Source organism: Nitrospira sp. ND1 (genome assembly GCF_900170025.1).
Classification (GTDB): Bacteria; Nitrospirota; Nitrospiria; order Nitrospirales; family Nitrospiraceae; genus Nitrospira_A.
The window spans coordinates 1,485,123-1,509,118 of the sequence record NZ_FWEX01000006.1 but is presented as its reverse complement, the minus strand read 5'-3'; the positions used below and the strand labels follow the sequence as shown (position 1 = coordinate 1,509,118).

At 59.7% G+C, this 23,996-nt stretch carries 26 protein-coding genes, 1 tRNA gene and 2 pseudogenes; 19 read left to right on the top strand and 10 right to left on the bottom strand.

Annotated features, from left to right (window positions below; translation table 11 throughout):
- The first annotated feature begins 12 nt into the window (after window positions 1-12).
- From NSND_RS11750 to NSND_RS11715, 8 genes and pseudogenes are all read left to right on the top strand, one after another.
- Window positions 13-909 carry a prephenate dehydrogenase gene (locus NSND_RS11750; RefSeq protein WP_200810521.1) on the top strand — a complete coding sequence of 299 codons (897 nt, stop codon included), beginning with the start codon at window positions 13-15 and terminating at the stop codon, window positions 907-909.
- A 6-nt stretch (window positions 910-915) separates the two neighbouring features.
- The gene (aroA, locus tag NSND_RS11745) at window positions 916-2,244 is read left to right on the top strand and encodes a 3-phosphoshikimate 1-carboxyvinyltransferase (protein ID WP_080879187.1); all 1,329 of its coding nucleotides are present in this window, start codon (window positions 916-918) and stop codon (window positions 2,242-2,244) included.
- A gap of 12 nt (window positions 2,245-2,256) precedes the next feature.
- Complete coding sequence (gene cmk / locus NSND_RS11740) at window positions 2,257-2,955, top strand: (d)CMP kinase (RefSeq protein WP_200810520.1); 699 nt, start codon at window positions 2,257-2,259, stop codon at window positions 2,953-2,955.
- On the top strand, window positions 2,952-3,647 hold the full coding sequence (locus NSND_RS11735; RefSeq protein WP_159450762.1) for a lysophospholipid acyltransferase family protein: 696 nt from the start codon (window positions 2,952-2,954) through the stop codon (window positions 3,645-3,647). The genes cmk and NSND_RS11735 overlap by 4 nt, the downstream gene beginning before the upstream one ends.
- A 57-nt stretch (window positions 3,648-3,704) precedes the next feature.
- Window positions 3,705-5,420, top strand: coding sequence for a 30S ribosomal protein S1 (locus NSND_RS11730; RefSeq protein WP_080879185.1), 1,716 nt, complete (start codon window positions 3,705-3,707; stop codon window positions 5,418-5,420).
- 15 nt (window positions 5,421-5,435) lie between these two features.
- On the top strand, window positions 5,436-6,335 hold the full coding sequence (gene sppA / locus NSND_RS11725) for a signal peptide peptidase SppA (RefSeq protein ID WP_080879184.1): 900 nt from the start codon (window positions 5,436-5,438) through the stop codon (window positions 6,333-6,335).
- Between the two features lie 70 nt (window positions 6,336-6,405).
- Window positions 6,406-6,687 (top strand): annotated as a pseudogene (locus NSND_RS11720) (HU family DNA-binding protein); the annotation flags it as partial.
- 13 nt (window positions 6,688-6,700) lie between these two features.
- Window positions 6,701-7,696, top strand: coding sequence for a PCP reductase family protein (locus NSND_RS11715; RefSeq protein WP_143833527.1), 996 nt, complete (start codon window positions 6,701-6,703; stop codon window positions 7,694-7,696).
- A 282-nt stretch (window positions 7,697-7,978) separates the two neighbouring features.
- Here NSND_RS11715 and NSND_RS11710 read toward each other — a convergent pair whose 3' ends face one another.
- Window positions 7,979-8,299: a hypothetical protein gene (locus tag NSND_RS11710; protein WP_080879182.1), complete on the bottom strand. Its 321-nt coding sequence runs from the start codon at window positions 8,297-8,299 to the stop codon at window positions 7,979-7,981.
- Between the two features lie 246 nt (window positions 8,300-8,545).
- Here NSND_RS11710 and NSND_RS11705 point away from each other — a divergent pair, with 246 nt between their 5' ends.
- From NSND_RS11705 to NSND_RS11700, 4 genes are all read left to right on the top strand, one after another.
- Entirely contained in the window at window positions 8,546-9,742 is a 1,197-nt protein-coding gene (locus NSND_RS11705; RefSeq protein ID WP_159450760.1) for an FG-GAP repeat domain-containing protein, read from the top strand.
- Between the two features lie 168 nt (window positions 9,743-9,910).
- The gene (locus NSND_RS21275; RefSeq protein ID WP_013247035.1) at window positions 9,911-10,084 is read left to right on the top strand and encodes a hypothetical protein; all 174 of its coding nucleotides are present in this window, start codon (window positions 9,911-9,913) and stop codon (window positions 10,082-10,084) included.
- Window positions 10,085-10,163: 79 nt separating this feature from the next.
- A complete protein-coding gene (locus NSND_RS20980; RefSeq protein ID WP_041186329.1) occupies window positions 10,164-10,352 on the top strand; it encodes a hypothetical protein in 189 nt (62 codons plus the stop codon).
- Between the two features lie 45 nt (window positions 10,353-10,397).
- Window positions 10,398-11,327 (top strand): D-alanyl-D-alanine carboxypeptidase family protein, encoded by a 930-nt coding sequence (locus tag NSND_RS11700; RefSeq protein WP_080879180.1) that lies wholly within the window; start codon window positions 10,398-10,400, stop codon window positions 11,325-11,327.
- A 154-nt stretch (window positions 11,328-11,481) separates the two neighbouring features.
- Here NSND_RS11700 and NSND_RS11695 read toward each other — a convergent pair whose 3' ends face one another.
- Window positions 11,482-12,012, bottom strand: coding sequence for a hypothetical protein (locus NSND_RS11695; protein ID WP_080879179.1), 531 nt, complete (start codon window positions 12,010-12,012; stop codon window positions 11,482-11,484).
- A gap of 176 nt (window positions 12,013-12,188) precedes the next feature.
- Complete coding sequence (locus NSND_RS11690) at window positions 12,189-13,136, bottom strand: LysR substrate-binding domain-containing protein (RefSeq protein ID WP_080879178.1); 948 nt, start codon at window positions 13,134-13,136, stop codon at window positions 12,189-12,191.
- Window positions 13,137-13,313: 177 nt separating this feature from the next.
- Between NSND_RS11690 and NSND_RS11685 the strand changes: the two genes are divergently transcribed.
- A complete protein-coding gene (locus NSND_RS11685; protein ID WP_235000234.1) occupies window positions 13,314-13,796 on the top strand; it encodes a group I truncated hemoglobin in 483 nt (160 codons plus the stop codon).
- A 60-nt stretch (window positions 13,797-13,856) separates the two neighbouring features.
- Here NSND_RS11685 and NSND_RS11680 read toward each other — a convergent pair whose 3' ends face one another.
- The 6 genes from NSND_RS11680 to NSND_RS11655 form a co-directional block, all read right to left on the bottom strand.
- Complete coding sequence (locus tag NSND_RS11680; RefSeq protein WP_080879177.1) at window positions 13,857-14,150, bottom strand: hypothetical protein; 294 nt, start codon at window positions 14,148-14,150, stop codon at window positions 13,857-13,859.
- A 36-nt stretch (window positions 14,151-14,186) separates the two neighbouring features.
- On the bottom strand, window positions 14,187-14,573 hold the full coding sequence (locus tag NSND_RS11675; RefSeq protein WP_080879176.1) for a hypothetical protein: 387 nt from the start codon (window positions 14,571-14,573) through the stop codon (window positions 14,187-14,189).
- A gap of 31 nt (window positions 14,574-14,604) precedes the next feature.
- Window positions 14,605-15,861: a Glu/Leu/Phe/Val family dehydrogenase gene (locus NSND_RS11670; RefSeq protein WP_080879175.1), complete on the bottom strand. Its 1,257-nt coding sequence runs from the start codon at window positions 15,859-15,861 to the stop codon at window positions 14,605-14,607.
- Window positions 15,861-16,688, bottom strand: coding sequence for a lipoyl(octanoyl) transferase LipB (gene lipB, locus NSND_RS11665; protein WP_080879174.1), 828 nt, complete (start codon window positions 16,686-16,688; stop codon window positions 15,861-15,863). The genes NSND_RS11670 and lipB overlap by 1 nt, the downstream gene beginning before the upstream one ends.
- A gap of 3 nt (window positions 16,689-16,691) precedes the next feature.
- Window positions 16,692-17,765 (bottom strand): S1C family serine protease, encoded by a 1,074-nt coding sequence (locus tag NSND_RS11660; protein ID WP_080879173.1) that lies wholly within the window; start codon window positions 17,763-17,765, stop codon window positions 16,692-16,694.
- Window positions 17,766-17,893: 128 nt separating this feature from the next.
- On the bottom strand, window positions 17,894-19,153 hold the full coding sequence (locus NSND_RS11655; RefSeq protein ID WP_080879172.1) for a sigma-70 family RNA polymerase sigma factor: 1,260 nt from the start codon (window positions 19,151-19,153) through the stop codon (window positions 17,894-17,896).
- 298 nt (window positions 19,154-19,451) lie between these two features.
- Here NSND_RS11655 and NSND_RS11650 point away from each other — a divergent pair, with 298 nt between their 5' ends.
- The 6 genes from NSND_RS11650 to NSND_RS11625 all read left to right on the top strand — a co-directional run bounded on the left by NSND_RS11650 (window position 19,452) and on the right by NSND_RS11625 (window position 23,131).
- Window positions 19,452-20,330 (top strand): tRNA (adenine-N1)-methyltransferase, encoded by an 879-nt coding sequence (locus NSND_RS11650; RefSeq protein WP_080879171.1) that lies wholly within the window; start codon window positions 19,452-19,454, stop codon window positions 20,328-20,330.
- Window positions 20,327-21,088: an SDR family NAD(P)-dependent oxidoreductase gene (locus NSND_RS11645; protein ID WP_080879170.1), complete on the top strand. Its 762-nt coding sequence runs from the start codon at window positions 20,327-20,329 to the stop codon at window positions 21,086-21,088. The genes NSND_RS11650 and NSND_RS11645 overlap by 4 nt, the downstream gene beginning before the upstream one ends.
- Window positions 21,089-21,178: 90 nt before the next feature.
- Window positions 21,179-21,514, top strand: a complete 336-nt coding sequence (locus tag NSND_RS11640; protein ID WP_080879169.1) for a hypothetical protein — start codon at window positions 21,179-21,181, stop codon at window positions 21,512-21,514.
- Between the two features lie 13 nt (window positions 21,515-21,527).
- A complete protein-coding gene (locus NSND_RS11635) occupies window positions 21,528-22,382 on the top strand; it encodes a shikimate dehydrogenase (RefSeq protein ID WP_080879168.1) in 855 nt (284 codons plus the stop codon).
- 66 nt (window positions 22,383-22,448) lie between these two features.
- Window positions 22,449-22,967 (top strand): shikimate kinase, encoded by a 519-nt coding sequence (locus tag NSND_RS11630; RefSeq protein ID WP_235000233.1) that lies wholly within the window; start codon window positions 22,449-22,451, stop codon window positions 22,965-22,967.
- Between the two features lie 87 nt (window positions 22,968-23,054).
- Window positions 23,055-23,131 (top strand) — tRNA-Arg (locus tag NSND_RS11625).
- Between the two features lie 121 nt (window positions 23,132-23,252).
- On the opposite strand, the pseudogene NSND_RS22140 reads toward NSND_RS11625, so the two are convergent.
- A pseudogene (locus NSND_RS22140) lies at window positions 23,253-23,804 on the bottom strand (tyrosine-type recombinase/integrase); the annotation flags it as partial.
- Window positions 23,805-23,996 lie beyond the last annotated feature (192 nt).

Here is a 23,996-nt window from a genome sequence, read left to right as displayed (position 1 = left end):
CGCACTCATTCAATGATGGCACCACATTTCAAGCAGGTGGCGATTGTCGGAGTCGGGCTGATCGGCGGCTCGCTGGGGATGATCCTGCGCCGTCAAAAGCTGGCGGATTCCGTTGTCGGTATCGGGCGACGCGTTGAAAATCTCAAGACAGCCGTCGAAGTGGGCGCCATCGATCGGTATGTGTCGGATCCGCGCGAAGGCGTCGAAGGGGCGGACTTTGTGCTGCTCGCGACACCGGTGGATACCTATGAGCGACATTTACGGGAATGGGCCGGTTGCCTGAAGCCGGGCGCGATTGTCAGTGACGTGGGCAGCGTCAAGGGTGAGCTGGTGACACGCGCGGAGGCCTTGCTGCCGCCGTCGGTGCGGTTCGTCGGTGCGCACCCCATTGCCGGCAAGGAAAAGACCGGGGTGGCCGCAGGATCAGAGACTCTCTTCTCGGGGGCGCGTTGCATTCTGACTCCGACGGCCAAGACCGATCCGGAGGCGCTTCAAACGGTTCGTGTTCTCTGGGAACTCGCGGGTTCGATTGTGTTGGATATGGATCCCTTTCTGCACGACAAGATTCTCGGTGCCGTCAGTCACCTGCCGCATGTCGCCGCGTTTGCATTGATGACGGCGCTGGCCGACGTGCGTGACCATGGTTTGCCGGAACTCGATCTGGCCAGCCATTCCGGCGGTGGATTACGCGATACCACGCGAATCGCAGCCAGTTCCCCGGAGATGTGGCGAGACATTTTTTTGTGGAACCGGGACAATGTGGTGTCGTTGATCGAGACGTACGAGCGGCATCTCGGCGAACTCAAACGGTTGATTGCGGCCGGTGACGCCGCTGGGATCGAGAAGCAACTGGATCAGGCCAAGTATGAACGGGAACAACTCACCCCTCGCACATCGGGGAAGAGCTAGGCTGCCATGGCATCCTTAACTATTACGCCGGGCCGTCCGCTGAAGGGCACGATTGCGGTTCCTGGCGACAAGTCCGTTACCCATCGGGCGATTATCCTGACGGCCCTGGCCGAGGGGCTGAGCCAGGTCACCGACTATTGTCGCGGGGAAGATTGTTTGAATACCATGCGCGCGTTCCAGTCGCTGGGCGTGCGAATCGAAGAGACGCCGGAGCGGTTGACGGTCCATGGCAAAGGCATGTGGGGTCTCACGGAGCCGTTCGGCCCGATCGATTGCGGCAATTCCGGAACCGGCATTCGTCTGATGGCGGGGTTGTTGGCAGGCCAGGATTTCTTCACGGTCCTGACCGGAGACGAATCGATCAGACGTCGTCCCATGGGACGTGTCGTGAAACCCTTGCGAGCCATGGGGGCGACGATTGCCGGACGAAAGGGCGGGGAACTGGCGCCTTTGGCGATCACCGGGACCCGGCTGAAAGGCATGTCGTACGAGTCCCCGGTCGCGAGCGCTCAGATCAAATCGTCGCTGCTCTTCGCCTCGCTGTATGCCGATGGCCTGACGACCATTTCAGAGCCACGGCTTTCCCGTGACCATACCGAGCGTATGTTTGCCTACTTCGGAATTCCTTTTCACCGTGACGGGTGTACGGTTCGGATCGAAGGGCGGCCCTCCATACGCTGGAGTGGAAAAACCGTGGTGGTGCCGGGTGACCTGTCCGCAGCCGCATTTTTTATCGTCGGCGCCTCGATTGTGCCGGATTCCGATGTGACCGTGCTGTCGGTCGGCATGAATCCAACCCGGACCGGTCTATTAGACATTCTGCGCCAGATGGGCGCGCACATCGAGGTGCTCAATCCTCGTGAAGAGGCCGGGGAGCCGGTCGCGGACCTGCGCGTACGGTCGATGCCGCTGCGGGGAGTTCAGATCGGGCCGGAACAGATTCCGCAGACGATCGATGAGTTCCCGATTTTGTGTGTCGCGGCGGCCGTGGCCGACGGTGAAACAGTAATCACCGGAGCTGAAGAGCTGCGAGTCAAAGAAAGCGACCGTATCGCGACGATGGCGGCTGAACTCCGGGCGATGGGCGCGCGGATCGAAGAACGGCCGGATGGCATGGTGATACAGGGGCTGGGGCGCAAGGGTGCGAACGGCGCGCTCACAGGGGCGACCTGCGCGAGTCACGGCGACCACCGCGTGGCCATGTCCGTCGCGATCGGTGCCCTGACCGCTGCCCAGCCGACTCAGATTCAGGGCACGGCTTGCATCGAGACTTCGTTCCCGAACTTCGATCGTAAGCTCTTGGAACTGTTGACTGATTCTGGGAAACGTCTATAGTGCGAGGATTACGTGGGTGAACCGGGCACATCCGGCTGCGGGAAGCGCGGGTTGATCATCGCCATTGATGGTCCGGCAGGGGTCGGCAAGAGTACGGTCGCCAGACTTCTGGCCTTGCGGCTTGGATACCTCTATTTGGATACAGGCGCCTTGTATCGCGCCATTGCGTGGAAAGTGCGAGACGCGGGATTGAGCCCTGAGGATCAGTTCGCCATCACCGCGCTGCTTCCCAAGACGACGCTGCATATGGCCTGTGGTCCCGAGCAATCCCATGTGTTGCTGGATGGGCGGGATATCACCGGTGAATTGCGCACGCCCGCGGTGACGGCACTGGCGTCGATGGTCTCGGCGATTCCGGCTGTCCGCGAATGGCTGCTGCCGGTGCAACGGCAGATCGGCGCCGAGGGGTGTGTCGTGGCGGAGGGGCGCGACATCGGAACCCGGGTGTTTCCGGAAGCGGATGTGAAGTTTTTCCTCGAGGCCGATGCGGAAGTCCGGGCGACGCGACGACATCGTGAGCTGGTGGCCGCAGGCCACTCGGTTCAGTTCGATCAGACGAAACGCGATATGACCAGGCGGGATGATCGCGATCGTTCTCGCACGGTGGCACCGCTGATTCCTGCGCCCGATGCTGAACGGATCGATACGTCGAGTATGCCGGCGGAGGCAGTCGTTGAGCACATGCTGGCCGTGATCACGGCGAGATTGTGAGCTCGGCACTGTATGGCCTGTTGTGGGTCATTTCTCGCACCATCGGGTGGCTGTGCTTCCGGTATCGCACCGTCGGGACTGTGCCGCGGCAAGGCGGGTTCCTGATCGCCTCGAATCATGCCAGTTATCTGGATATCCCGCTGCTCGGGTGCGGGATTCCCCGCCGGGTCTGGTATATGGGGCGGCACGATTTGTTTCCGATGCCGTTGCTCAACGGCCTGCTGCAGGCCCTGGGGTGGATTCCATTACGGGTCGGTCGTCTCGATCGCGACGCCTTCAGCAAAGCGGTCTCGTTGATACAGGAGGGGAAGGCCGTCGCCATTTTTCCCGAAGGTGGGCGTACGATGACCGGCGCGCTGAAGCCCGGCAAACCGGGGATCGGGGTGATCGTGTCGCAGACGGGCTGTCAGGTTGTGCCGGCGCATATCGGCGGCACGTTCGAGGTGCTGCCGCCCGGCGCCAAGTGGCCGAGATTTCGTCGCGTGACGGTGGCCTACGGAGAGCCGCTGGATTTTTCCGCGGATGCCGCGCGGTTGGAAGGAAAAGCGTTTTATCAACATGTCAGTCGGACGGTGATGGCGAAGATCGCAGAGCTCGGACAGGTTCCGATTCCGGGGGACAGACCGGCCAACGCCGGGCAGCCCCACGATTCCGCCGCAACACCAACAGCCAAGTCTTGCAACGCTGAGTAAGACTCGGTTTTTCTCACTATCAGCACCCGGCACGAGCCGGAGGACGAGGACCTTTTCATGAGTACTGTCACACCGCAAAGTGAACCCAAGCTGGATCGCGACGCCTTGGCGGCGATGTATGAGGAAACCTTCCGCAATTTTGAGGAAGGCACCATCACCGAGGGCATGGTCGTGGCCATCGGCAAGGACAAAGTCGTGGTCGATATCGGCTACAAGTCGGAAGGCATGATTCCAGCCGACCAGTTCTCGCATGAAGAATTGGCCCAATTGAAGGTCGGGGATCGCCTCCAGGTCTACCTCGAAGAGTGTGAAGACGCGGACGGCAATCTCGTGCTCTCCAAAGAAAAAGCCGACAAGATGAAAATCTGGGAGGAATTGGAGACGCTGCATAAAGAAGAAAAGAGCATCGAAGGCAAGATCATTTCCCGTATCAAGGGCGGCATGATGGTCGATATCGGCGTCAAGGCGTTCTTGCCCGGCTCCCAGATCGATCTGCATCCGGTCCGCGATCTCGATGGGCTGGTCGGCAAGACGTTTCCCCTCAAGATCATTAAGATCAACCATCGCCGTGGCAATGTGGTCGTTTCCCGACGGGTCTTGTTGGAAGAGACGCGCGACCGTCGCCGTCAGACGACGTTGTCGACCTTGAAGGAAGGTCAGTTGATTCAGGGGACGGTGAAGAACATCACCGATTACGGAGCGTTTATCGACCTCGGCGGCATCGACGGATTGCTGCACATCACGGATATGTCCTGGGGTCGTGTGGGGCATCCCTCCGAATTGTTCCAGGTCAGCGACAAGGTCGAAGTCACCGTGCTGAAGTACGATCGTGAAACCGGCCGTATTTCCTTGGGCCTCAAGCAGAAGTCGGCAGATCCCTGGACCGGTGTGGCGGCAAAGTACCCGGTGGGCACGCGCGTCCGTGGTCGGGTGGTGAGCTTGACCGACTATGGCGCCTTCGTTGAGTTGGAGCCCGGCGTGGAAGGATTGGTCCACGTGTCCGAGATGTCCTGGACGCACGAAGTGCGACATCCGTCGCGCGTCGTCTCGGTCGGCGATCAGGTGGAAGCCGCCGTGTTGAACATCGATCCGGGAAGCCGGAAGATTTCGCTCGGCATGAAGCAGACGGCGCCGAATCCGTGGGACATGATCGAGGCGAAGTACCCGGCTGGAACGCGGATCGAAGGAAAGGTGAAGAGCCTGACCGATTTCGGCGCGTTCGTCGGATTGGAAGAAGGTATTGACGGGCTGATCCATATTTCCGACATGTCCTGGACGAAGCACATCAAGCATCCGTCGGAGCTCTTCAAGAAGGGCCAGAAGGTGGATGCGGTGGTCATTCGTATCGACAAGGAAAAGGAGCGCCTCTCGCTGGGGTATAAGCAATTGTCACGCGATCCGTGGGAAGAGCAGATTCCCAACAAGTATCGGGTCGGCGATAGCATTACCGGCAAGGTCAGCAAGATCGCCGATTTCGGACTCTTCATCGAGCTCGATGGCGATGTCGAGGGTCTGATTCATATCAGCGAAGTCGGACTCGATACGAACGTTCGCATGGAAGAGAAGTTCAAGCCGGGTGACGACGTCACGGCGAAGATCATCAAGGTGGATCGCGATGAGCGGAAAATTGCGCTCAGCTTGCGCGATCACCAGATGGATTCCGATCGGCGCCAGGTCGATGAGTTCCACGCCTCTCAGGGCGGGATCGATCAGACCCTGGGTCGCGCGGCCAAGCAAAGCCGGAAGCGGAACCAGAGCGATTCCGAAGCCTAGGTGACGGGAGACCGAATGGGGCCACAAGCAGACACGGCGGTGAGACCACAGCGGAGCCTGCTGCGACGTATCTTCTGGGCCATCGTGATCGGGGGAGGAGCGTTGATTCTCTTGAACGCGCTCCTCCCAGACCTCGATTTCTCAAGCCAGGATCGTGTAGCCCTCATTCGCATCGAGGGCGTGATCCTTGATGCACAAGCGACCATCAGCGAGTTGAAGCAATACAGCGAGAACCCGCTGGTCAAGGCGATCGTACTGCGCATCGACAGTCCCGGCGGCGGCGTCGTGCCGTCTCAGGAAATTCACGATGCGGTGAAGCGGGTAAAAAACAAGAGCAATAAGGCGGTGATCGCCTCCATGGGGACGGTTGCTGCTTCCGGAGGTTATTACATCGCCGCGGCCACGGACCGTATCATTGCCAATCCCGGCACGTTGACCGGGAGTATCGGCGTGATCATGGAAATGGCCAACTTCGAAGGCCTGATGAAAAAGGTCGGGGTCGAAGGGGTGGTCATCAAGAGTGGGCGATTCAAAGACGTCGGGTCCCCGTTGCGGAAGATGAGCGATGAGGAACGCAAGCTCCTGCAGTCGGTGATGGACGATGTCCACCACCAGTTCATTCAAGCGGTGGCCGACGGGCGGTCGTTGGAGGTGTCGGATGTGGAGCCGCTGGCGGATGGACGGATTTACACCGGACGCCAGGCCAAAGACGCGAGGCTGGTCGACGAACTGGGCGATCTGGACGATGCCATCCACATCGCGGCGGACATTGCCGGTATGGAGGGTGAACCGAAAGTGGTCGAGCCTCGCAAGCGGTTTTCATTTCGGGATATCATCGAGTCACGTTGGGCGTCGGTGTTTCCGAGGCTGGAGTTGAATACCGGCGTCAAACTGAAATACCTGATGGCGTTCTGAACGGCCGGAGCGCATCGGTAAGGCAACGCAGCAATTCATCCGTGCGTAAGCCCCACCCACGAGGAGAGGGACGATGACCAAAGCGCAGATTATCGAGCGGGTATCGGAGCAGGTCACGACATTGACGAAGCGGCAGGCGGAGATCGTGGTGAACACGATATTCGATTGTATTCGCGACTCGCTGCGGAACGGGAATAAGACGGAGATCCGAGGGTTCGGGAGTTTTCGTCTCCGCGCCCGGCGGATGAAGGAAGGTCGTAATCCGAAAACCGGTGCGACCGTTGCGGTGCCGGCCAAGCGTGTGCCATTCTTCAAGGCAGGCAAGGAACTGAAGGAATTACTCAATAAGTAACAGGAGTGATACCGTGGCAGAGTCCTCAAATATAACAGCCCCAGAGGTTCGGTGGAGTGACGGCGCGCTCAAGCGAATGGAGCGCGCTCCCATGTTTTTGCGAGGAATGGTCCGCCGCCTGGCTGAGAAGAAGGCGCGAGAGTTGGGCTATCCCGAAATCACCGAAGAAATCCTCGATCAGTTCAAAGGTCAGATGATGGGGACCATGGGCGGTGAGGGCGGCATGGCTGAGGCCGCCGATCAAATGGCCAAGGGGCAGCTGCCTTGGACCGCGGCCGCGAAGGAACGCCTGGCGGCCGTGCCGGAGTTCATGCGCGGGATGATCAAGCAAATCGCCGACGAGATCGCCCGCAAAGGCGGCCACATGGAGGTCAATGTCGATCTCTTTGAGAAGGTCGAGGCCTTGGGTGAGATCCGCGAGCGGGAGGCGGCTCCACTGGAATGGTCCGAAGGCGCGTTGGCGCTCTTGCAGCAGAAGATCAAGGAGTCCCCGCCGATTGCCATGGATTTCGTGAGCGACATGATCCGGCATGATACGGAAGAGCTGGCGCGAGAGAAGGGGTTCACCAGAATCGATGAGCAGACTGCGGTGCAGTTGTGGGAGGCCCCGCAAGAACGTGTCGCCTGGAGCGATGAGGCCTGGAAGCGGTTGCAAACCTCACCGGATTTCGTGCGCAGCGGGATCCGCAAGGCAGCCGAACGTCGAGCCCGCAAGTTGGGGTTGAAAGAGGTCGATTCCGAGCACCTCACGACATTCCGCAATCAGGCCATGATGAAGGCTGTGAAGCGCATTCGGTCGTTCGGCTATAACGAACTCACGTTCGATGCCTTCGACACCGCCCTCCAAAAAACCAAGCGATTGCAGGGGAACGATCAGGCGGAGAAGCGCCTTCAGGAAATCCGGTCACACTTCAGTGACCCGGAGGTTAAGAAACCGGAAGGCGGCACCCTTGGCGCCGACCTCATGGGTCGATTCCGGAAGTTTCTCAAAGGAGAGGGGTCGCTCTAAAGCAGGAACATCAATCTGTTCGGGTTTCCCAGGCCCTGTCGATCCGGGGCCCGTTCTGCCTCATCGCGTGGCTGGACGGGCCTATTCCCCCGCCAACAATCAAATCAACATACTTGAGGCTATCGCAGGATGGCCGCGACTACGCACAGTCTCCTTCGGGAGGGAAGGTATGAGTGGAGCGTTGGGCGCGTGATCTCAAACAGCACAATCCCACAGCAACCCACAGCGCATGACGATCTGTGGGTTGCCGGAAGATGGTGGTCGATCGCGGATAGCCGGGGCTTAGTGAGCTCCGACGGCGTCAGGCCAGAACTTATGTCGAATCTGCGGGAGCGGTTCGTTGTCAAAGTTTGGAATATCGTAAAGACAGCGGTCGATGGTCGATACCTCGTCTTCCGTCAGTTCCAACATGACTTGCTTCTTCCAGAACTGGTCCAGTGCCAAGTAATCATTCGACGTCGGCTTCTCCGCCAGGAGCGCCTGCATTTTCTTAAATCCGTCCGTATCGACACCGCTGACGCGGCCGTTATTGCGATCGATACACCACTTCAACACTTCTGCCACACCGTACATCGACAAAGGAATATTGGCTGTCTTGCTCATGGGCACCTCCTCCACACTTGGCCCGCATTGTAGCCTAAGGCTTTCCAAGTTTTCAAAGGGGCGAAAGGCCTAGATGCTTGAGCCCATTCGGCAAGTAGTCGTGTTCGCCCCGGCGGCATGTTCTCGGAGCGGGCCATTCGTTGCGAAGCCCGAGGGGCCTCTGTATACTCCGCCCAACGGACGAGAACCGGGAGCGGCGAAGCATGGACTTGGCCGGAATGTCATGCCTTTTTCATCGAGATGGATATGACCGCCGACCGTCGGGGCATCAAGATTCGGTCGTTCTTCGGTGTTGGACCGGTGTTATTGGCCGGGTTGATCATGCTTTCCGCCTGTTCGAAGGCCGATCCCTACGTTCCGCCCGACCCTTTCTACTACTTTGCCAGTTACCCGGTCGGTAAGAATCCGACCACCGTCACCACAGCCGACTTCAATCGCGACCAAATCACGGACCTTATCACCACCAACATATCGAGCAATACGATTTCGCTGTTGTTCGGCAACGGCGACGGCACGTTTCGAGATCAGGTTCAGGTGAAGGTGTGTCAGGAGCCCCGCTCCCTGGCCATCAACGACTTTAATCACGATGACCAACTCGATGTGGTGCTTGCCTGCTCGGGGAGTGATCAGGTCTCGATCCTGTTCGGACGAGGCAACGGGAAGTTCGAAGATGGGCCGCAGTATCCGGTCCATCGTACGCCGGTCTCTGTGTCCAGCGAGGATGTGAACGGTGACGGTCATCCCGATCTGGCGGTGGCGCTGCGCAACGACAAAGTGAAGATTTTTCTCGGGAGTGCCGGCGGAACCTTTCGTCCCGGCTTTCAATATGAATACGGCGACACACCCACGTCGGTGGCATTGAAAGATCTCAACCAGGACGGCAAACCGGATTTGGTGGTCACGAATGGCGGACCGATGTTAAGTGCCGTATCTGTGTGGATCGGCAATGGCGATGGGACATTTCGGGATCCCAAAGACTATAAGACCGGGCGCCGGCCGCTTGGCGTCAGCTTCGCGGATTTTAACAACGATTCTCTGCCTGATCTGTTAGTCATCAACGGAGAAGGGGACAGCTTCACCACATTGTTGGGCAATGGGGATGCCACCTTCCAGCCCGGTAAGGATTCCGGCGCCGATGCCAGCCCGAATTTCGGGGCGGCTCACGATTTTGACGGCGACCATATTGCGGATGTGGCCATCGTGAATCTGCAATCGACCGATCTCTCCATTCTCTTCGGGCGAGGCGACGGCACGTTTCATTATCCGCCTCGCAATTACCGTACGAGGAACGGACCCTTTGCCGTGGCGAGTTACCGTGTCTCTGCCGATAACATGGAAGAGCCTGGTCTGGTGACGGCGGATAACGGCGCGGGTAGTGTGTCGGTGTTCCTGCATCACGGGCGAAAGGGGCAAGCTTCGGCGGCCGGTCGCGCGGGCGAATAGCAGCAGGATTCAGGTTTGCGCCGGTTCATCCGAAGAGGAGATAGGCAGTTTGCTTGACACCTCAATAGGGCTCGGATAGAGTTCGAAAAGGTTGCCGGACAAGGATCCGCGCCATGTTCAGCTACTAGACCGCGGGGGCTCGTGCGATCGTTTCTGTGGTGGTTTTGCATGGGCTGCCTGACGACGCTGGCAGTCTTGATGGTTCAAGGTGGGGTGCGCGATCTGGTCTCAGGGACCAACCCGGCGGGAAGTTCGGGCGCGATCCTCTCCTTTAGCACCACAGTCTTCGGGGGCGGGTTGTTGGCCGGCTGCCTCGCCCTGATCCTCAATCGACTCCGCTAAATACAGTGACGACGTCGGTATCGGCCTGAGCTGCGCTGGGCCGACCACGAAACCGATTCGAAGGGGCAAGGGTTGGGCGATGCACTGCCTGAAATGCAAAGGATTCATGATGGTGGAGCGGCATTACACGCTCATGAATCGGCGTCTCTATGCCCGTTGCCTGAATTGTGGATTCTGGATCGATCTCGCCGATTTGCTCCGATTCTTTCATAAGGTGATCTCCAGTAGCCTGCGTGGTACGAAGGTGCGAGAAACCTATACCCTGTGAACGTCAGACTTCGTCTGTGCGTCACAAGAAAGTGCGACTCTCTCCATGAATCGTTTACGTCGAACCCTTTCGATCGGTGCCTTCGGAATCCTGGCTCTGTTGTTCGGCCTCTGGAGCGGTCAGGCGCTGGCCCTCGACAGCGACGTAGACGATGAAGTCATTACGGTGCCCTTCGATCCGCGGCCGGTTCCGTCCGCCAAGCAAGCGAATCATAGTCTCCGGTGGCGGCATGTTCCGGCGCATAGCATTCTGCTCAAGGAACTCAAGACGGGAACCACCCTCTACCAATTTGAAAGTGAAAAGCGGTTGTCGCCGGCCAGTCTGACCAAGATCATGTCGGCCCTGGTCATCCTGGAGTATGGCCATCTGGATGACGAGGTGACGGTCAGCCCCAAGGCCGCGCGCGCACACAAGACGCACTTGCGCTTGCGGACCGGTCAGATTTTTCGGCTGGAAGATTTGTTGAAGGCCATGTTGATCGTGTCTGCGAATGACGCTTGCCTGGCGGCCAGTGAGCATGTCGGCGGGGATGAGGCCAGGTTTGTCGATCTCATGAATGCCAAGGCCGCGGCGCTTCAGTTACACAATACCCATTTCAGCAACGCGTGCGGTTTCGATGCGCCGGAACATTATTCGACGGCGGAAGATCTGGCGAAACTGAGCGAGATCGCCCTGCACCATCCCGTATTTAAGGAATTGGTGCGTGAAGAGCGGGAGATCATCATGCCGATCAATGAGCATCGGGCCTACGTGTTGCGCACGACCAATCGTCTCCTGGGTCGTATTCCGGGAGTGCAGGGCGTCAAGACGGGCTTCACGTCCAAAGCCGGCCGATGCCTCATCGCGAAAGTCTCCCAAGACGGCAGCGACTTGCTGCTGGTCATTCTCAATTCCAAGCGTCGCTGGAACACGGCGACGAGCCTCATCAACTACGGCCTGCGGCTCAGTGACAGCCGGGCTGGTCTTGCCCGTTAACGACGTCTAGTTTTTCCCGGGATGGTGCGCGACGGTCAGTCTTGCTGTGGCAAGCGGGGCAAGGTTGTGCCCATCGGAAGAAGGGCACAGGTCTTCATGGTTTGAGGTGTTGAGGGGACAAGTACGGCGGAACTGAACAGCCGACCGGGCTGTCTTAGTGGGGGAGCGAAAACTCCACGTTCACATCTTTTCCGAGATAGTTGACCTGGAAGCCCTGCTTGTCATAGGCGAGTATTGCGCCCATGACGTTTTCATCACCGTAATCTTCTTTGCCGAGCAACTTGCGCACATCATCCGGACTCTCACTGTTGAGGACGTTGCGAAAGATCCCACGAGTTTTGTAGGCAAAGCGGTTGTTGATGAAAATGAGATCGACTTTTCCGTCCTGTACCCGGACCCCGGCCATCGGGCCGGTCGGTTTGCGTTGATCAAGCAGGAAAATAAACGTCGCTTCCTGTTCGGCCTTGATGCCGGGGATCTTTTCGTTCACCAGCCCCTCCAGCGCTTTTCCTTCATCATCCCCCAACTTGATTCCGAAGAGGGACACGTCCGGGCTCGCAATCCCCTTGGGGTCGGTCAAGTCGTCCTTGCTGAGTTCATAAGGCCCGGCGCTCACCATGGCAGCGAGGTAAAGGGATCCCATCATCGCCACTAAGGCTGTGAACGCCCACTTGCGCTGCATCATGAAGGCCTCCTTGGAACAGATCCTCAGAACTCACACCGTTCTGACAGTTGGTATAGGATTTCGGGGGGATGACTCAGAGAACATGGCATTCTATCCAAGGGGCAGTCTGACTTTCAAGGTCGCGGCCGGTCTTTCAGTTAGAGCGGTAGCGGTTAGGTGAGCGGATAGAGGGGATGCTATTTCTGCCCTGCTGCACGCCTTGTTGGCCGGTTCCGCCTGGACTGTTCGGGATCGGATTGCAGGTCCCGCATCGTCGTGTGGCAGATCGCTGCAAACTCCTCAGCGGCCAGTCCGCGGTGTCGCTTCGTGAGATACGCCAAGCCGACGGCATGACGGGGAGTGGGATCGTAGAGATCGATCACCTGTAGATCCATTCCGGGGAGTCGCGAGCGGACGTAGAGCTCGGGAAGAATCGTGGCTCCCGTTCCCTCCGCTACAGCCTGAAGGATTCCTTCGGGTGAACTCATTTCCAGCACCACCTGCGGATGCACACCCGCCTTGGCGCATTCGGCTTCAACCATTTTGCGCAGACAATAATCGACCGGCATGAGGACCAGGGGAAGCCGTGCGAGGTCTTGGATGCGCGCACGACGTTTCCCGATGTTCATGCCTGCCGGGGCCACGAGGGCCAGGCGTTCTTCAAACAGCGGGACGGTCGTCAGTTGTGGATGCGTCAGCGGCAGTAAGCAGATCCCGATGTCGAGGCGATTGGACAGCAGCCCACTCACGACATCTGCCGAGGCCTGGGCATGCACTTGAAGGTGGATGTCGGGGAAACGTTGCTTGAACCGAGAGACCAGCGGGGCAATGAGGTAGGAGTTGACCGTTGAGAGTGCGCCCACCACCAAGCGGCCCCGTTTTGCGCCGAGCAGCTCTTGCACCACCTGCTCGGCCTGATCCAGCTCTCGCAAAGCCCGCTCCGCATGCACATGAAACAACTCGCCGGCCTGAGTCAGGACGACTTTCCGGCCGAGCCGGTCGAACAGGCGGGTGCCCAGTTCCTTTTCGAGGCCGCCGATTTGGATCGATAAAGAAGGTTGGGAGACATGGACATGTTCCGCCGCGCGGCTGAAGTTTTGGTGGGCCGCCACGGCCATGAAATACTCAATTTGACGCAATTCCATGATGGTTTTTACTTCTCGCTATAGGGGAAAGCTATAGGACATATGAAAACAATATATTAGACGAATAGATCATATCTCCCCTATCGTCTGGGGTCAACCGGTGCGGCTGGTTGAAAACCTCGGCTCATGGTGGGTCGAGGAGGGCCAGCAGTCGGTCACATATTACAAGGGGGGCGGATGATGGTATCGAAAAGTGTTGGAATGGGAGCGATTGTACTCAGTGCACTGGCGGTGCTGGCCGGTTGCGCGGATACCGGGAGTTTGAACGGAGCCGGACACCCGGCGGCCGGTGCGACGGCCACAAAGTCCCTCTATGACCGTTTGGGAGGAAAGCCTGCCATTACGGCGGTGGTCGATCAATTTGTGGCCAACGTGGCGGCGGATGGGCGGATTAATAGCCGCTTTGCTACGACGGACATCCCCAAGTTGAAGGGGCACCTGGTCGATCAAGTGTGCGGCGCGACGGGTGGCCCCTGCAGCTATCATGGCCGCGACATGAAAAGCACGCACCTGGGGATGCAAATCAGCAGTGCGGACTTTGGAGCCCTGGTTCAGGATCTTGTCGCCGCGCTCGACAAGTTTAACGTGCCGGCCGGTGAGAAAAGCGAATTGTTGGGGATCCTCGGTCCGATGAAGAAGGATATCGTCGAGGTGCCGTAGGGAACAGACAGCGGGGGCAGGCCTACCGGTCGGCCCCCGCTGCGCCTCGCGGTGTCGCGGTTAGGTCGCTTGATTCAACTGGACGAGGGCGGCCGCGAGTCGGCGGAGTCGTTGAAAGTAGCCCAAGCTGTCTTCAGTCAGGTCATCGAGCAAGGTATCCAGGTCGGCGACGCAGTCCTGGAGTATCGCGATGCGTTGACTGTCTATTTCCGTCTGCCCGTCGAGGTAAAACACGGCACATCCCCCGATGACGGTATCCAGCGTCATCAATTGTCCTTCGTTCGGGCTGGAAAAACGCGGCCAGCCCTCGCGGCTGTGCTCTTCCCAGAGTGAGGCGATGGTTTGGTGACTCATGACGATGGTCTCGATCGAGGCCCGCTGTAAGCGTAGTTACCGGTGGAGCAACCCTAACGCATGCAGCAGCAGAACGGCAAGCATGCACAACCACAGCCCGAAGAACCGGTAGTCGATGGCTTCGCGGGCGAAACACCAATCCAGCAGCGGCGTGCGCCATGCGGCGGGCCCCCATGTGAGGAAGCACCCCTTGATGATCATGGCGCCACCGGTGATCCACCACAGCGGCTGATAGGGAATCGGCCCAGACCAGAGGATCAGAATGGCTCCGAGGCCGATACCGACGGCTTCCCAGCGGAGCAGTTGTGGGCTGTGCAGGAGGGACTCCTGCACTCTTTTGACGACGAGCAGGGGGACCGTCAGCAAGGCGAGGCCGTCGGCCATCCAGATTCCGGCGATCGCCGCGAGTATGTACCGTGTCATGGCATGAGCGAGGTCTTCGGCATCCTGTCGTCTAAGGGTAGAGCCCGCGTTGGAGATGCGCCTGGGCCACCTTGTCGATGCCCGACATCAACGCGGCCATGCGCATCGTCGTCCGTTTCTCCACCGAGAACTGCAGGGTTCGATGGAAGGCACTGGTGATGATGTCTTGCAGCCGGTCTTGAATATCTTTGGCTTTCCAGAAGAAGCGCTGCACGTCCTGCACCCATTCAAAATAGGAGACGATCACGCCGCCCGAGTTCGCCAGAATGTCGGGAATGATAAACACGCCCTTGTCGGTCAGGATGCGATCGGCCTCCAGCGTCGTCGGCCCGTTCGCGCCTTCCGCCAGAATTCTACAGCGCAACTTGGATGCATTGGCGTGGGTAATTTGCTCGGAGAGCGCGGCTGGAACCAGTACCGTGCAATCGAGTTGCAGCAATTCTTCGTTGCTAATCGACTCGCCCAGCTTGATCTCGCGCAATGGTTCATGTTTGTCACGATAGCGATGGAGCACGTCGGCAATGTCCAGGCCCTTCGGGTTGTACAATCCGCCGCCGACGTCGCTCACCGCCACGACCCGGGCGCCCGCTTGTTGCATGATGAGGGCGGTATTCGATCCGACATTGCCGAACCCCTGAACGGCAACGGTCGCTTTGGATACGTCCAGTTTCAGGTGCTGCAAGGCTTCCAGTGTGACGTAGGAGACGCCGCGACCGGTCGCTTCCTCCCGGCCCAGGCTGCCGCCGATCGATAACGGCTTGCCGGTGACGACCCCCTGCACGGCATAGCCGACCTGCTGGCTGTAGGTATCCATAATCCAGGCCATGACCTGCTGGTCCGTGCCCACATCGGGTGCCGGAACATCTTTGTCCGGGCCGATCAGCGGGAAAATTTCCGCCGCGTACCGGCGAGTCAGGCGTTGCAGTTCCCCGCGGGACAGTTTCTTGGGATCCACCTTCACGCCGCCTTTCGCGCCGCCATAGGGAAGATCCGCCACGGCACATTTCCAGGTCATCCACATGGCCAGCGCGGCCACCTCGCCAAGATTCACGTCCGGATGATACCGGATGCCGCCCTTGCAGGGGCCCCGCGCGGAATCGTGCTGGACACGGTATCCGGTAAACACTTCCACATGCCCGTCGTCCATCTTCACCGGTATGCTGACCAGCAGGGAGCGTTGCGGCAGTTTTAAGCGCTCACGCAGGTTGGTGTCGAGGCGCATGGATTCTGCCGCTTCATTAAACTGGGCAACGGCAAGCCGAAAGGTGTGGGTATCGAATTCGTTCATCACGTAACTCCTTGCTGGTGAGTAGCGCGCAGAGGGAGAGGCCCCTGAGCAATCGTCGGTGAGGCGTCGCTCAGAGCCAAAAACCGATCCGGCCCGATGCGTTCTGCCCAGGCCAGATGAAACCGTTCAGCAAAATTGGCAGCCAGCCTTTCCTGGACTGCGCCCATCTCGGGCGCTTCTCCTAAGAGTGCCGCCATAGACGTCACTCGGCAGTCAGCAATTCCGCAGGGGACGATGTGAGAAAACGGCGCCAGGTCCAGGCAGACATTCAGCGCGAAACCATGCGTCGTGACGCCTTGCGAAATGCGCACGCCGATCGAGGCGATTTTCGACGGGACATCCCCTCGGACCCACACTCCCGGCAGCCGCTCCCGGCGATGTCCGGCAATGCCCCACTCGGCCAGGGTGCTGATGATTACGTCTTCCAATCGATGCACATAGGCCTTCGGTCCGGCACAGAAATCGGAAAGGCGGAGAACGGGATAGCCGATCAACTGGCCCGGTCCGTGGTAGGTGATCGACCCGCCGCGCTCCGTGCGAATCACGGGGATGCCTGATTCCTGCGTCAGGCAGCTCTCTCCCGGCCAATGCTGGTCTTGCGTCGTGCGGCCCACGGTAAACACGGGAGGGTGTTCCAGGAGCAGGAGCAGATCCTCGCAACGGTCGGCCGCACGCTCGGTCCGGCAGGCACGCTGCAGACTCCAGGCTATCTCGTAGAGGAGGGGCTCGCAGCGTATCAGGATGCCCGCTCGGGGCGGCTGAGCCTGTGCAGGCACCTTCGAGACCGGGTGCGCGGATTCCGTCTGGCTGGGCAGATCGAGTTTCATGGGTTACGGCCGAGCCGGACCGGGACGTGACACAGTAATGGTGCCCGTGCCGGCCTTCCCTTGCGTGGTGATCTGAAACGACATCTGGTCGCTTGCGCGACTCACGGCGTGCCAGAAATCTCCGATGTTGTACAGCGGATGGTTATCGATGGCGGTCACCACATCCCCGGATTGCAATCCGGCTCGCCCAGCCGGTTTGGCTGGATCCACCGAGAGCGCGAGGATGCCCCGGTCACTCTCCAGATCGAAGCTCGCGGCGACACTCGGGGTGATCGTCAGCGGTATCAGGCCGAGGTCCGGCCGCAGGACGGAGCCGCGATCCATCATGGATTGAAGATGGGGCGTCACCGCCTCCATAGCAATGGCGTAACTGATGGCCTGCGCGGAAGGAGCGATTGCGACATTGATGCCCACGACCTGACCGTATCGATCAACCAACGGGCCGCCGCTGTTCCCCGGGTTGATCGCGGCATCCGTTTGGAGCAGATCGTACAGGGTCTCTCCCTCCGGCGTGAGCACCGAGCGATCGAGTGCGCTGATGACGCCGACCGTGACGGTGGAGCCTCCCTTCAGGGCGAGGGGGTTCCCGATGGCGATCACGGTTTCACCGATTTCGAAGGACGCGCGCCGGCTGAATTCGGCCGGAACCAGATCCGGAGCGGTGATTCTGACGAGGGCGAGATCGAGCAGAAAATCACGAGCGACGACTCGCCCCGGTGTGAGCCGGCCGGTCGAGAGTCCCACCACGACGCTGGTCACGCCCTGCACCAGATGGTTATTGGTCAAGATGTGCCCGCCGGCATCGAGGATCACGCCGGAGCCGGAGCCCGGCGGGGCCCCGTGTTGGGAGCCTCCCTGGGGAATGCCACGCGTGAGCACGGTGACGACCGACGGACGGACTTTGGCTACGACGGCGGGTACCGACAGTTCCGTGAGCGAGGTCGATTCATTGGGATTGTGGCCTGCGCCGTTCGCCGGCGTGCAGAGGCTGAGGAGGGAGAGTGAGAAAAGGCCCCAGGCGAACCATCGTGTCCGATCGGGCCGGGCGCCGTTGCGACTATAGAGGGCTGTCAGCATAGGGGAGAGCCGTTCCTCCGTTGCCGCATTCTCTCACAATAGGATGCATGGCGAAAGCGCGGCTCAAACAACACGGGCGAGGTGTCACCCCTCGCCCGCATCGCGCTGCCGTATGAAACAGGTCGTGGTTATTTGATGGCCGCGAACATCTCCTTGACCATCGGGGTCTTGAGCTTCTTGAGGGCCTTGGCTTCGATCTGCCGAATCCGTTCGCGAGTGACCGACAGATGCTGCCCGACCTGTTCCAGTGTACGCGCCTGGTCTTCCCCGATCCCGAACCGTAACCGGATGACGGTTTGCTCCCTGGGGGTCAAGGTGCCGAGAATGCGATCCATTTCACGGGTGAGCTCCGTGCGGTTCACATGGGCGTCCGGCGGGACCGCCTGCTGGTCCGGTAGCAGTTCGCCCAGCTCCGTGCCGCCATCTCCGACTCGATGCTCGAGTGCCACCGGTTCCTGGAAGGCCTGGATGGTCTCATGCAGCCGATCGGGGCGCATCCGCATGGTGGAGGCCACTTCTTCCAGGCGCGGCTGTCGTCCTAACTGTTGGACGAGACGGCGCGAGGCCCTGAGAATGCGGTTCGAAGCTTCCGTCTGGTGCACAGGAATCCTGATGGTGCGTGACTGATCGGCCAGGGATCTGGTGATGCCCTGCCGGATCCACCACGTCGCATAGGTACTGAACTTGAACCCCTTCCGGTGCTGGTACCGCTCAGCGGCTTTCATCAATCCGATATTGCCTTCCTGGACCAGATCCAACAGGGTCAGGCCGCGTCCGGTGTAATGTTTGGCCACATTCACAACCAGGCGAAGGTTGCAGCGCACCAGCTCGTCTTTGGCCGTTTCCAGGGTGATGCGCGAGGATTTCAATTGCGTCAAGGCCGCATCCAGTTCCTTGCGGACCGAGACGGGAACTCTGCCGCCGGTGGTGGCATCCAGTTGAAGATCTTCCAGTGCGCGTTCGGCTTGATTGAGCACGGTGGCCGACAGACCGCTCAGGCGGCGCACTGTTTTGAGTGTTTCGAGGCACTCGGTCGCGCGGTCGGTTCGTTTCAGGCGGCCGCCGGTTTTGACCGCTTGTTGAAGGGTCTGCCGGATTTGGCGTGTGCCGAGATCAAGTTGTTTCGCCAGGGCAATCTCTTCATCCCGTTCGAGCAGCGCACGTTCGCCGAACGAACGGAAGTAGAGGGATTCCAGGAGAAAGGGCGAAGAGGCCGAGCGCACAGGCTTCTCAGGCGCCGTGTCCTCGGAGTCTGCTTCGGTCTCGGCCTGGTTGCCTTGCACGATGCTGTCCAGCAGCGTGCTGGCTTCCGGGTCATCGGCATCCGGGTCCACCTCAGCCGCAACCGTTGGATCTGTATCGTCTTGAATCGCGAGCGCATCTTTCATTGTTGTCACCCCTCTTCCCCGTCCTGGGGAGGTTGGCTTCTGGTACAGCTTGGAGAGGCTGCCTGTTCCACTACTACATTAGAGACAGGGGGGTATGAAAAGGATTCGCCGTCGTTCGTCCCTGCTCTCGCCTCATTCACTCAGTGGTATTACGAGACAGCGGGCAATCCGGATTGCCCATGGGACGAGATAGGGCCGCTCCTCGCAGTGTCAAGAGGCGCGGCGAAGCGGCCTGCCGGAAGCGCGTCACCGGTGATTCGGTTGAAAACCCGTCGGCAGTCTCCTAGAATGCCGGACTATGTCACAACTACAAAACGGCGAACGTGTTCATCTGGTCGACAAAAAGGGCCGGCAATATGCCCTGACATTGAAAGCCGGGGATATCTATCACTTCAGCGGCGAAACGATTCCGCACGATGAGCTCATCGGCAAGCCGGACGGCACCGTGGTGACCCTCTCGAAGGGCAAACGGTTTCTCGCGCTCCGGCCGACCTTCGGGGAATATGTCCTGAAAATGCCTCGCGGGGCGCAGGTACTCTATCCCAAAGACCTGTCGTTGATCCCGATGTGGGCGGATGTCTATCCCGGCGCGCGGGTATTCGAGGCCGGAACCGGGTCCGGAGCGCTCACCATGGCGTTGTTGCGCGCCGTGGGGCCGACCGGCCTGGTCGTCACCTACGAAGCCCGTGACGATTTTGCCCGTACGGCATTGACCAACATCGAACGCTATATGGGGCCCGTGTCTACCCTCATGCCCTGTCGCAAGAATGCCTACGAGGGCATCGACGTGCTGGAAGACGGCCGCTTGTTCGATCGTCTGGTGCTGGATTTGCCGGAACCCTGGCAGGTGGTGCCGCATGCGGCAAAAGTCCTGCGCTCGGGCGGCATTTATTTGAGTTTTGTGCCGACCATCCCGCAGGTCATGCAAACCGTGGATGCGCTGGAGCGCACGTCGGTATTCGGCATGATCGAAACCTTTGAAACGTTGCTGCGGACCTGGTCGATTCAGGGGCGGAGTGTCCGGCCCGATCATCGCATGGTGGCGCATTCGGGTTTCCTGACCGTCGCCAGAAAAGTCGAAGAGGGCTGGTGGTCGCGTCCGAGCAAAACGGTCGAGGCAGAGGCAGCCGGCGAGCAGGATGACGAAGCGCACGAGGGGGAGGACGCAGAGGCATGAATCGGTTACAGGGGAAAGTGGCCATCATTACCGGCGGGAATGCGGGAATCGGGGAGGCGATCGCGAAGCTATTCGCGGATGAAGGCGCCTCCGTCGTGGTAACCGGTCGCCGGAAGGAAGAGCTCGACCGGGTGGTGAAGGGGATCGGTGTGAACGGAGGGCGGGCATTGGCGGTGGTCGGATCCGTCACGGATGAGGCCCACGTGCAGGATGTGGTCGCGCAGACCCTGCGTACCTTCGGCAAGCTGCATATTCTGGTGAACAACGCTGGAATCGGCGATTTCGGCAAACGGCTCCACGAAATAGACGATGCCACCTGGGCGAAGGTGCTGGACATCAATCTCACGGGGGTCTTTCGGATGACCCGCGCAGTTCTTCCTGAGCTGTTGAAGGGCGGGGGCGGTTCGATCATCAACATTTCCACCGTGGCGAGCCTGGTCGGGATCCGCGGTCTGTCGGCCTATGCCGCGTCCAAAGGCGGCCTGGACGCGTTGACACGGTCCATCGCGGTCGATTACGCGCAGGACAACATCCGCTGCAACGTCATGAATCCCGGTCTGGTGGATACGCCCATGGCGGCGCCTTTAATGGCCGATCCTGCCAGCCTGGAACCGATCATGGCTCAGTACGCCATCCGTCGGCCCGGCAAGCCGGAAGAGGTAGCGAAGATGGCGCTCTACCTCGCATCCGACGAGGCCACCTGGGTGACCGGAGCGACGTTCCCTATCGATGGAGGCATGACCATCAGCAAGGGGTAAGCAAAAGAAGGCGACCGCTCTGCTGCAGCGGAGGGCAACGACTCGGGAAGAGTGCTGTGGCACCTGGTTGCCGGAAGCAAGGAGGCGATCATGAGTGGCATGTCACGTATGAGCGCAGTTGTGGTTCCGGCTCTCTTCTTGGCTGCGGTCTTGTCAGGATTGCTAGAATCAAGCGTGGAGCCGGTGCGAGCGGAAGGTGGGACGGAATTCGTGGGCACGATCTTGTCGGTGGATACGACATCCGGAAAATTCGCCGTCAAGAAAGACGGCGGAGGAAGCCGGTTTACCTTCGTTGCCAATGAAAAAACCCATTTCGACGGTGGGGCGAAGGCCGTGAAGGATCTGAAGAAAGACGATCATGTGGCGGTGCTGTATCAGGTGCAAGGATCTCAGTATGTGGCCCTGAACGTCGCACTCAAGAAGTAGAAGGTTCTTGCGTATGGACATCACGACTCAGACTCAATGGTGCGGCATCATCGGCAATCCGGTCGAACATTCCCTCTCGCCGGCGATTCACAATGCGGCCTTTCAGAAGATGGGGCTGGATCTGGTCTACCTGGCGTTTCGGGTGGAAGCCCTCGGCGATGCGCTGAAAGGGGTGCGGGCCTTGGGGAATGCGCGAGGATTCAGCGTGACGATTCCTCACAAAGTGGCGGCGATTCCGTTTCTCGATGAAGTCGAGCCCACCGCCAAGCATATCGGAGCGATCAATACCATCGTCGTGGAAGAGGGCAAGCTCAAGGGCTACAACACGGACGCGTCCGGGGCGTTGCGCGCGTTGAAAGAAGGCGGGGCGTTGCTCGACGGGCATCGGGTCTTGATCCTGGGCTCCGGGGGCGCAGCCCGAGCGATTGCCTTCGCGCTGGCAACCGGGACGGGCATCGCCGGGTTGACGATTCTCGGGATCGAAGAGGTTGAGCGGCAGAAATTGGTGAAGGATTTGCGAGAGAAGACGAACCTCCCGATTGAGGATGGCCCGCTCACGCTCGACATGCTTCGGAACTGGGTGCCGCACGTGCGCACCTTGATTCACTGCACGCCGGTCGGGATGTCGCCTCGGGTGGAGGAGTCCTGTGTGCCGACCAATCTCTTCAGGCCTGAACTGACGGTCATGGATATTGTCTACAATCCGCGCGAAACGAAGCTGCTGCAGGAAGCGAAGGCGGCCGGCTGTCGGACGATTTCCGGATTGGAGATGTTCCTCAACCAGGCCGTGTTGCAATTCGAACTCTGGACGAAACAGCCGGCCCCGGCCGATGTCATGCGACGGGTCTTGGAGTCTCGCTTTGGTTAAGACAGCGGTCGGCCTCCCGCAGCAGGAATCCACACAACATCCTCGTGTCAGGGCATGGATCCTCGCATGAATCTCGTGTTGATCGGATACCGTGGGACCGGCAAGAGCACGGTCGGAAAGGTGCTGGCGCGCAAGCTGGGTCGCACCGTGGTGTCGACCGATGCCGAGATCGTGAAGCGGGCACAACTGTCCGTGCCTGAGATCGTCAAACAGTTCGGGTGGGATCACTTTCGCGACTTGGAGTCGGCCGTCTGCCGGGATTTTGCCGCGCGGGACCAGCTGATCATCGATACCGGCGGCGGTGCCATTCTGCGGCCGGAAAACGTGGACGCGTTGCGACGAACCGGGACCCTGGTCTGGCTCACCGCGACCGTGGAGACGATCACGCGTCGGATCGGCGGAGACACCCAGCGCCCGTCATTGACGGGCACGAAGTCCTTCACGGAGGAAATACGGGACGTGTTGAACGAGCGCACACCCAAGTATCAGGCGGCCGCCAACCACGTCGTGTCGACCGATGGGGCCTCGACCACCGAGGTTGCCGAACGCATTCTGCAGCTGATATCTCGTGGGTCGGCTGTCTGAGGCGTTGAGGCCCTCTGCCTGTGAACGCCACCGTTGCGATCCACGTTTCTTGACATCCCCTCGGTAACATGGTTCTTATACCGGCGCGCGCCCGTAGCTCAATTGGATAGAGCATCGGACTTCGGATCCGAGGGTTGGGGGTTCAAGTCCCTCCGGGCGCACCAGATAATCAACAGGTTGCATCGTTTCTCGTTCTTCCCCCTCCGGTTTGGTCACGGTTTTGGTCACGGTTCCAGCCAGACTCCCTCGATTCACGGCGTCCCGAAGATGTCCTGGAGCAAGGTGGGCATACCGGAGGGTCGTTTCAATATCGCGGTGTCCGAGAATCTCCTTCACCGACACGAGATCGACCCCTGCCATGACACGGCGGCTGGCTGCGGTATGCCGGAGTGAGTGCCAGCACGCCCCGGTGATCCCCGCTCGGCGCAAGCCAGGCTCAAAGGCACGCCGGAGGAAGGCCCTGCTGTCCATAGGGTGAGTCACGTCCTTTAAACCTGGGAACACCCAGGCCGACCGAAGAAACGTGTCAAATGACCTCAGGATGGTCTTGGCTCCTTCGCTCAAAGGCACATGCCGGGTTTTGCCTCCCTTCGGCATAGGCAGGGTCAGGACCTCGTTCTCCAGATCGACCTGGTTCCATCGCAGCGAGAACTGTTCTCCTCGCCTCAACCCAGTCTCGACGGCAAAGGCCACCAATTTCCAATCGTCCGGGCTCATCACGCCCCTCAACCGGTCCAGTTCTTCACTCGTCAGGAAGCGCGTCCGGTTTGCTTCCGGGAAGAACTTGAGACTGGACACCGGGTTCTTGGTCAACTTGTCATCTTTGACGGCTAACATGAGCACATGCCGAAGGAAGGCAAAATGTCGGTTAATCGTGGCATCCGCCCACAGTCGTTGCGGTTCCTTCGTATTCATCTTCATCTTGGCGCGCATTTTGGCTTGAATCCGCCGGAGATCGTCTACCGTAATCTGGGTGACTAGGCGACTCCCAATAAGAAGGGACCAGCGCCGTCCATAGAGTACTTCGCC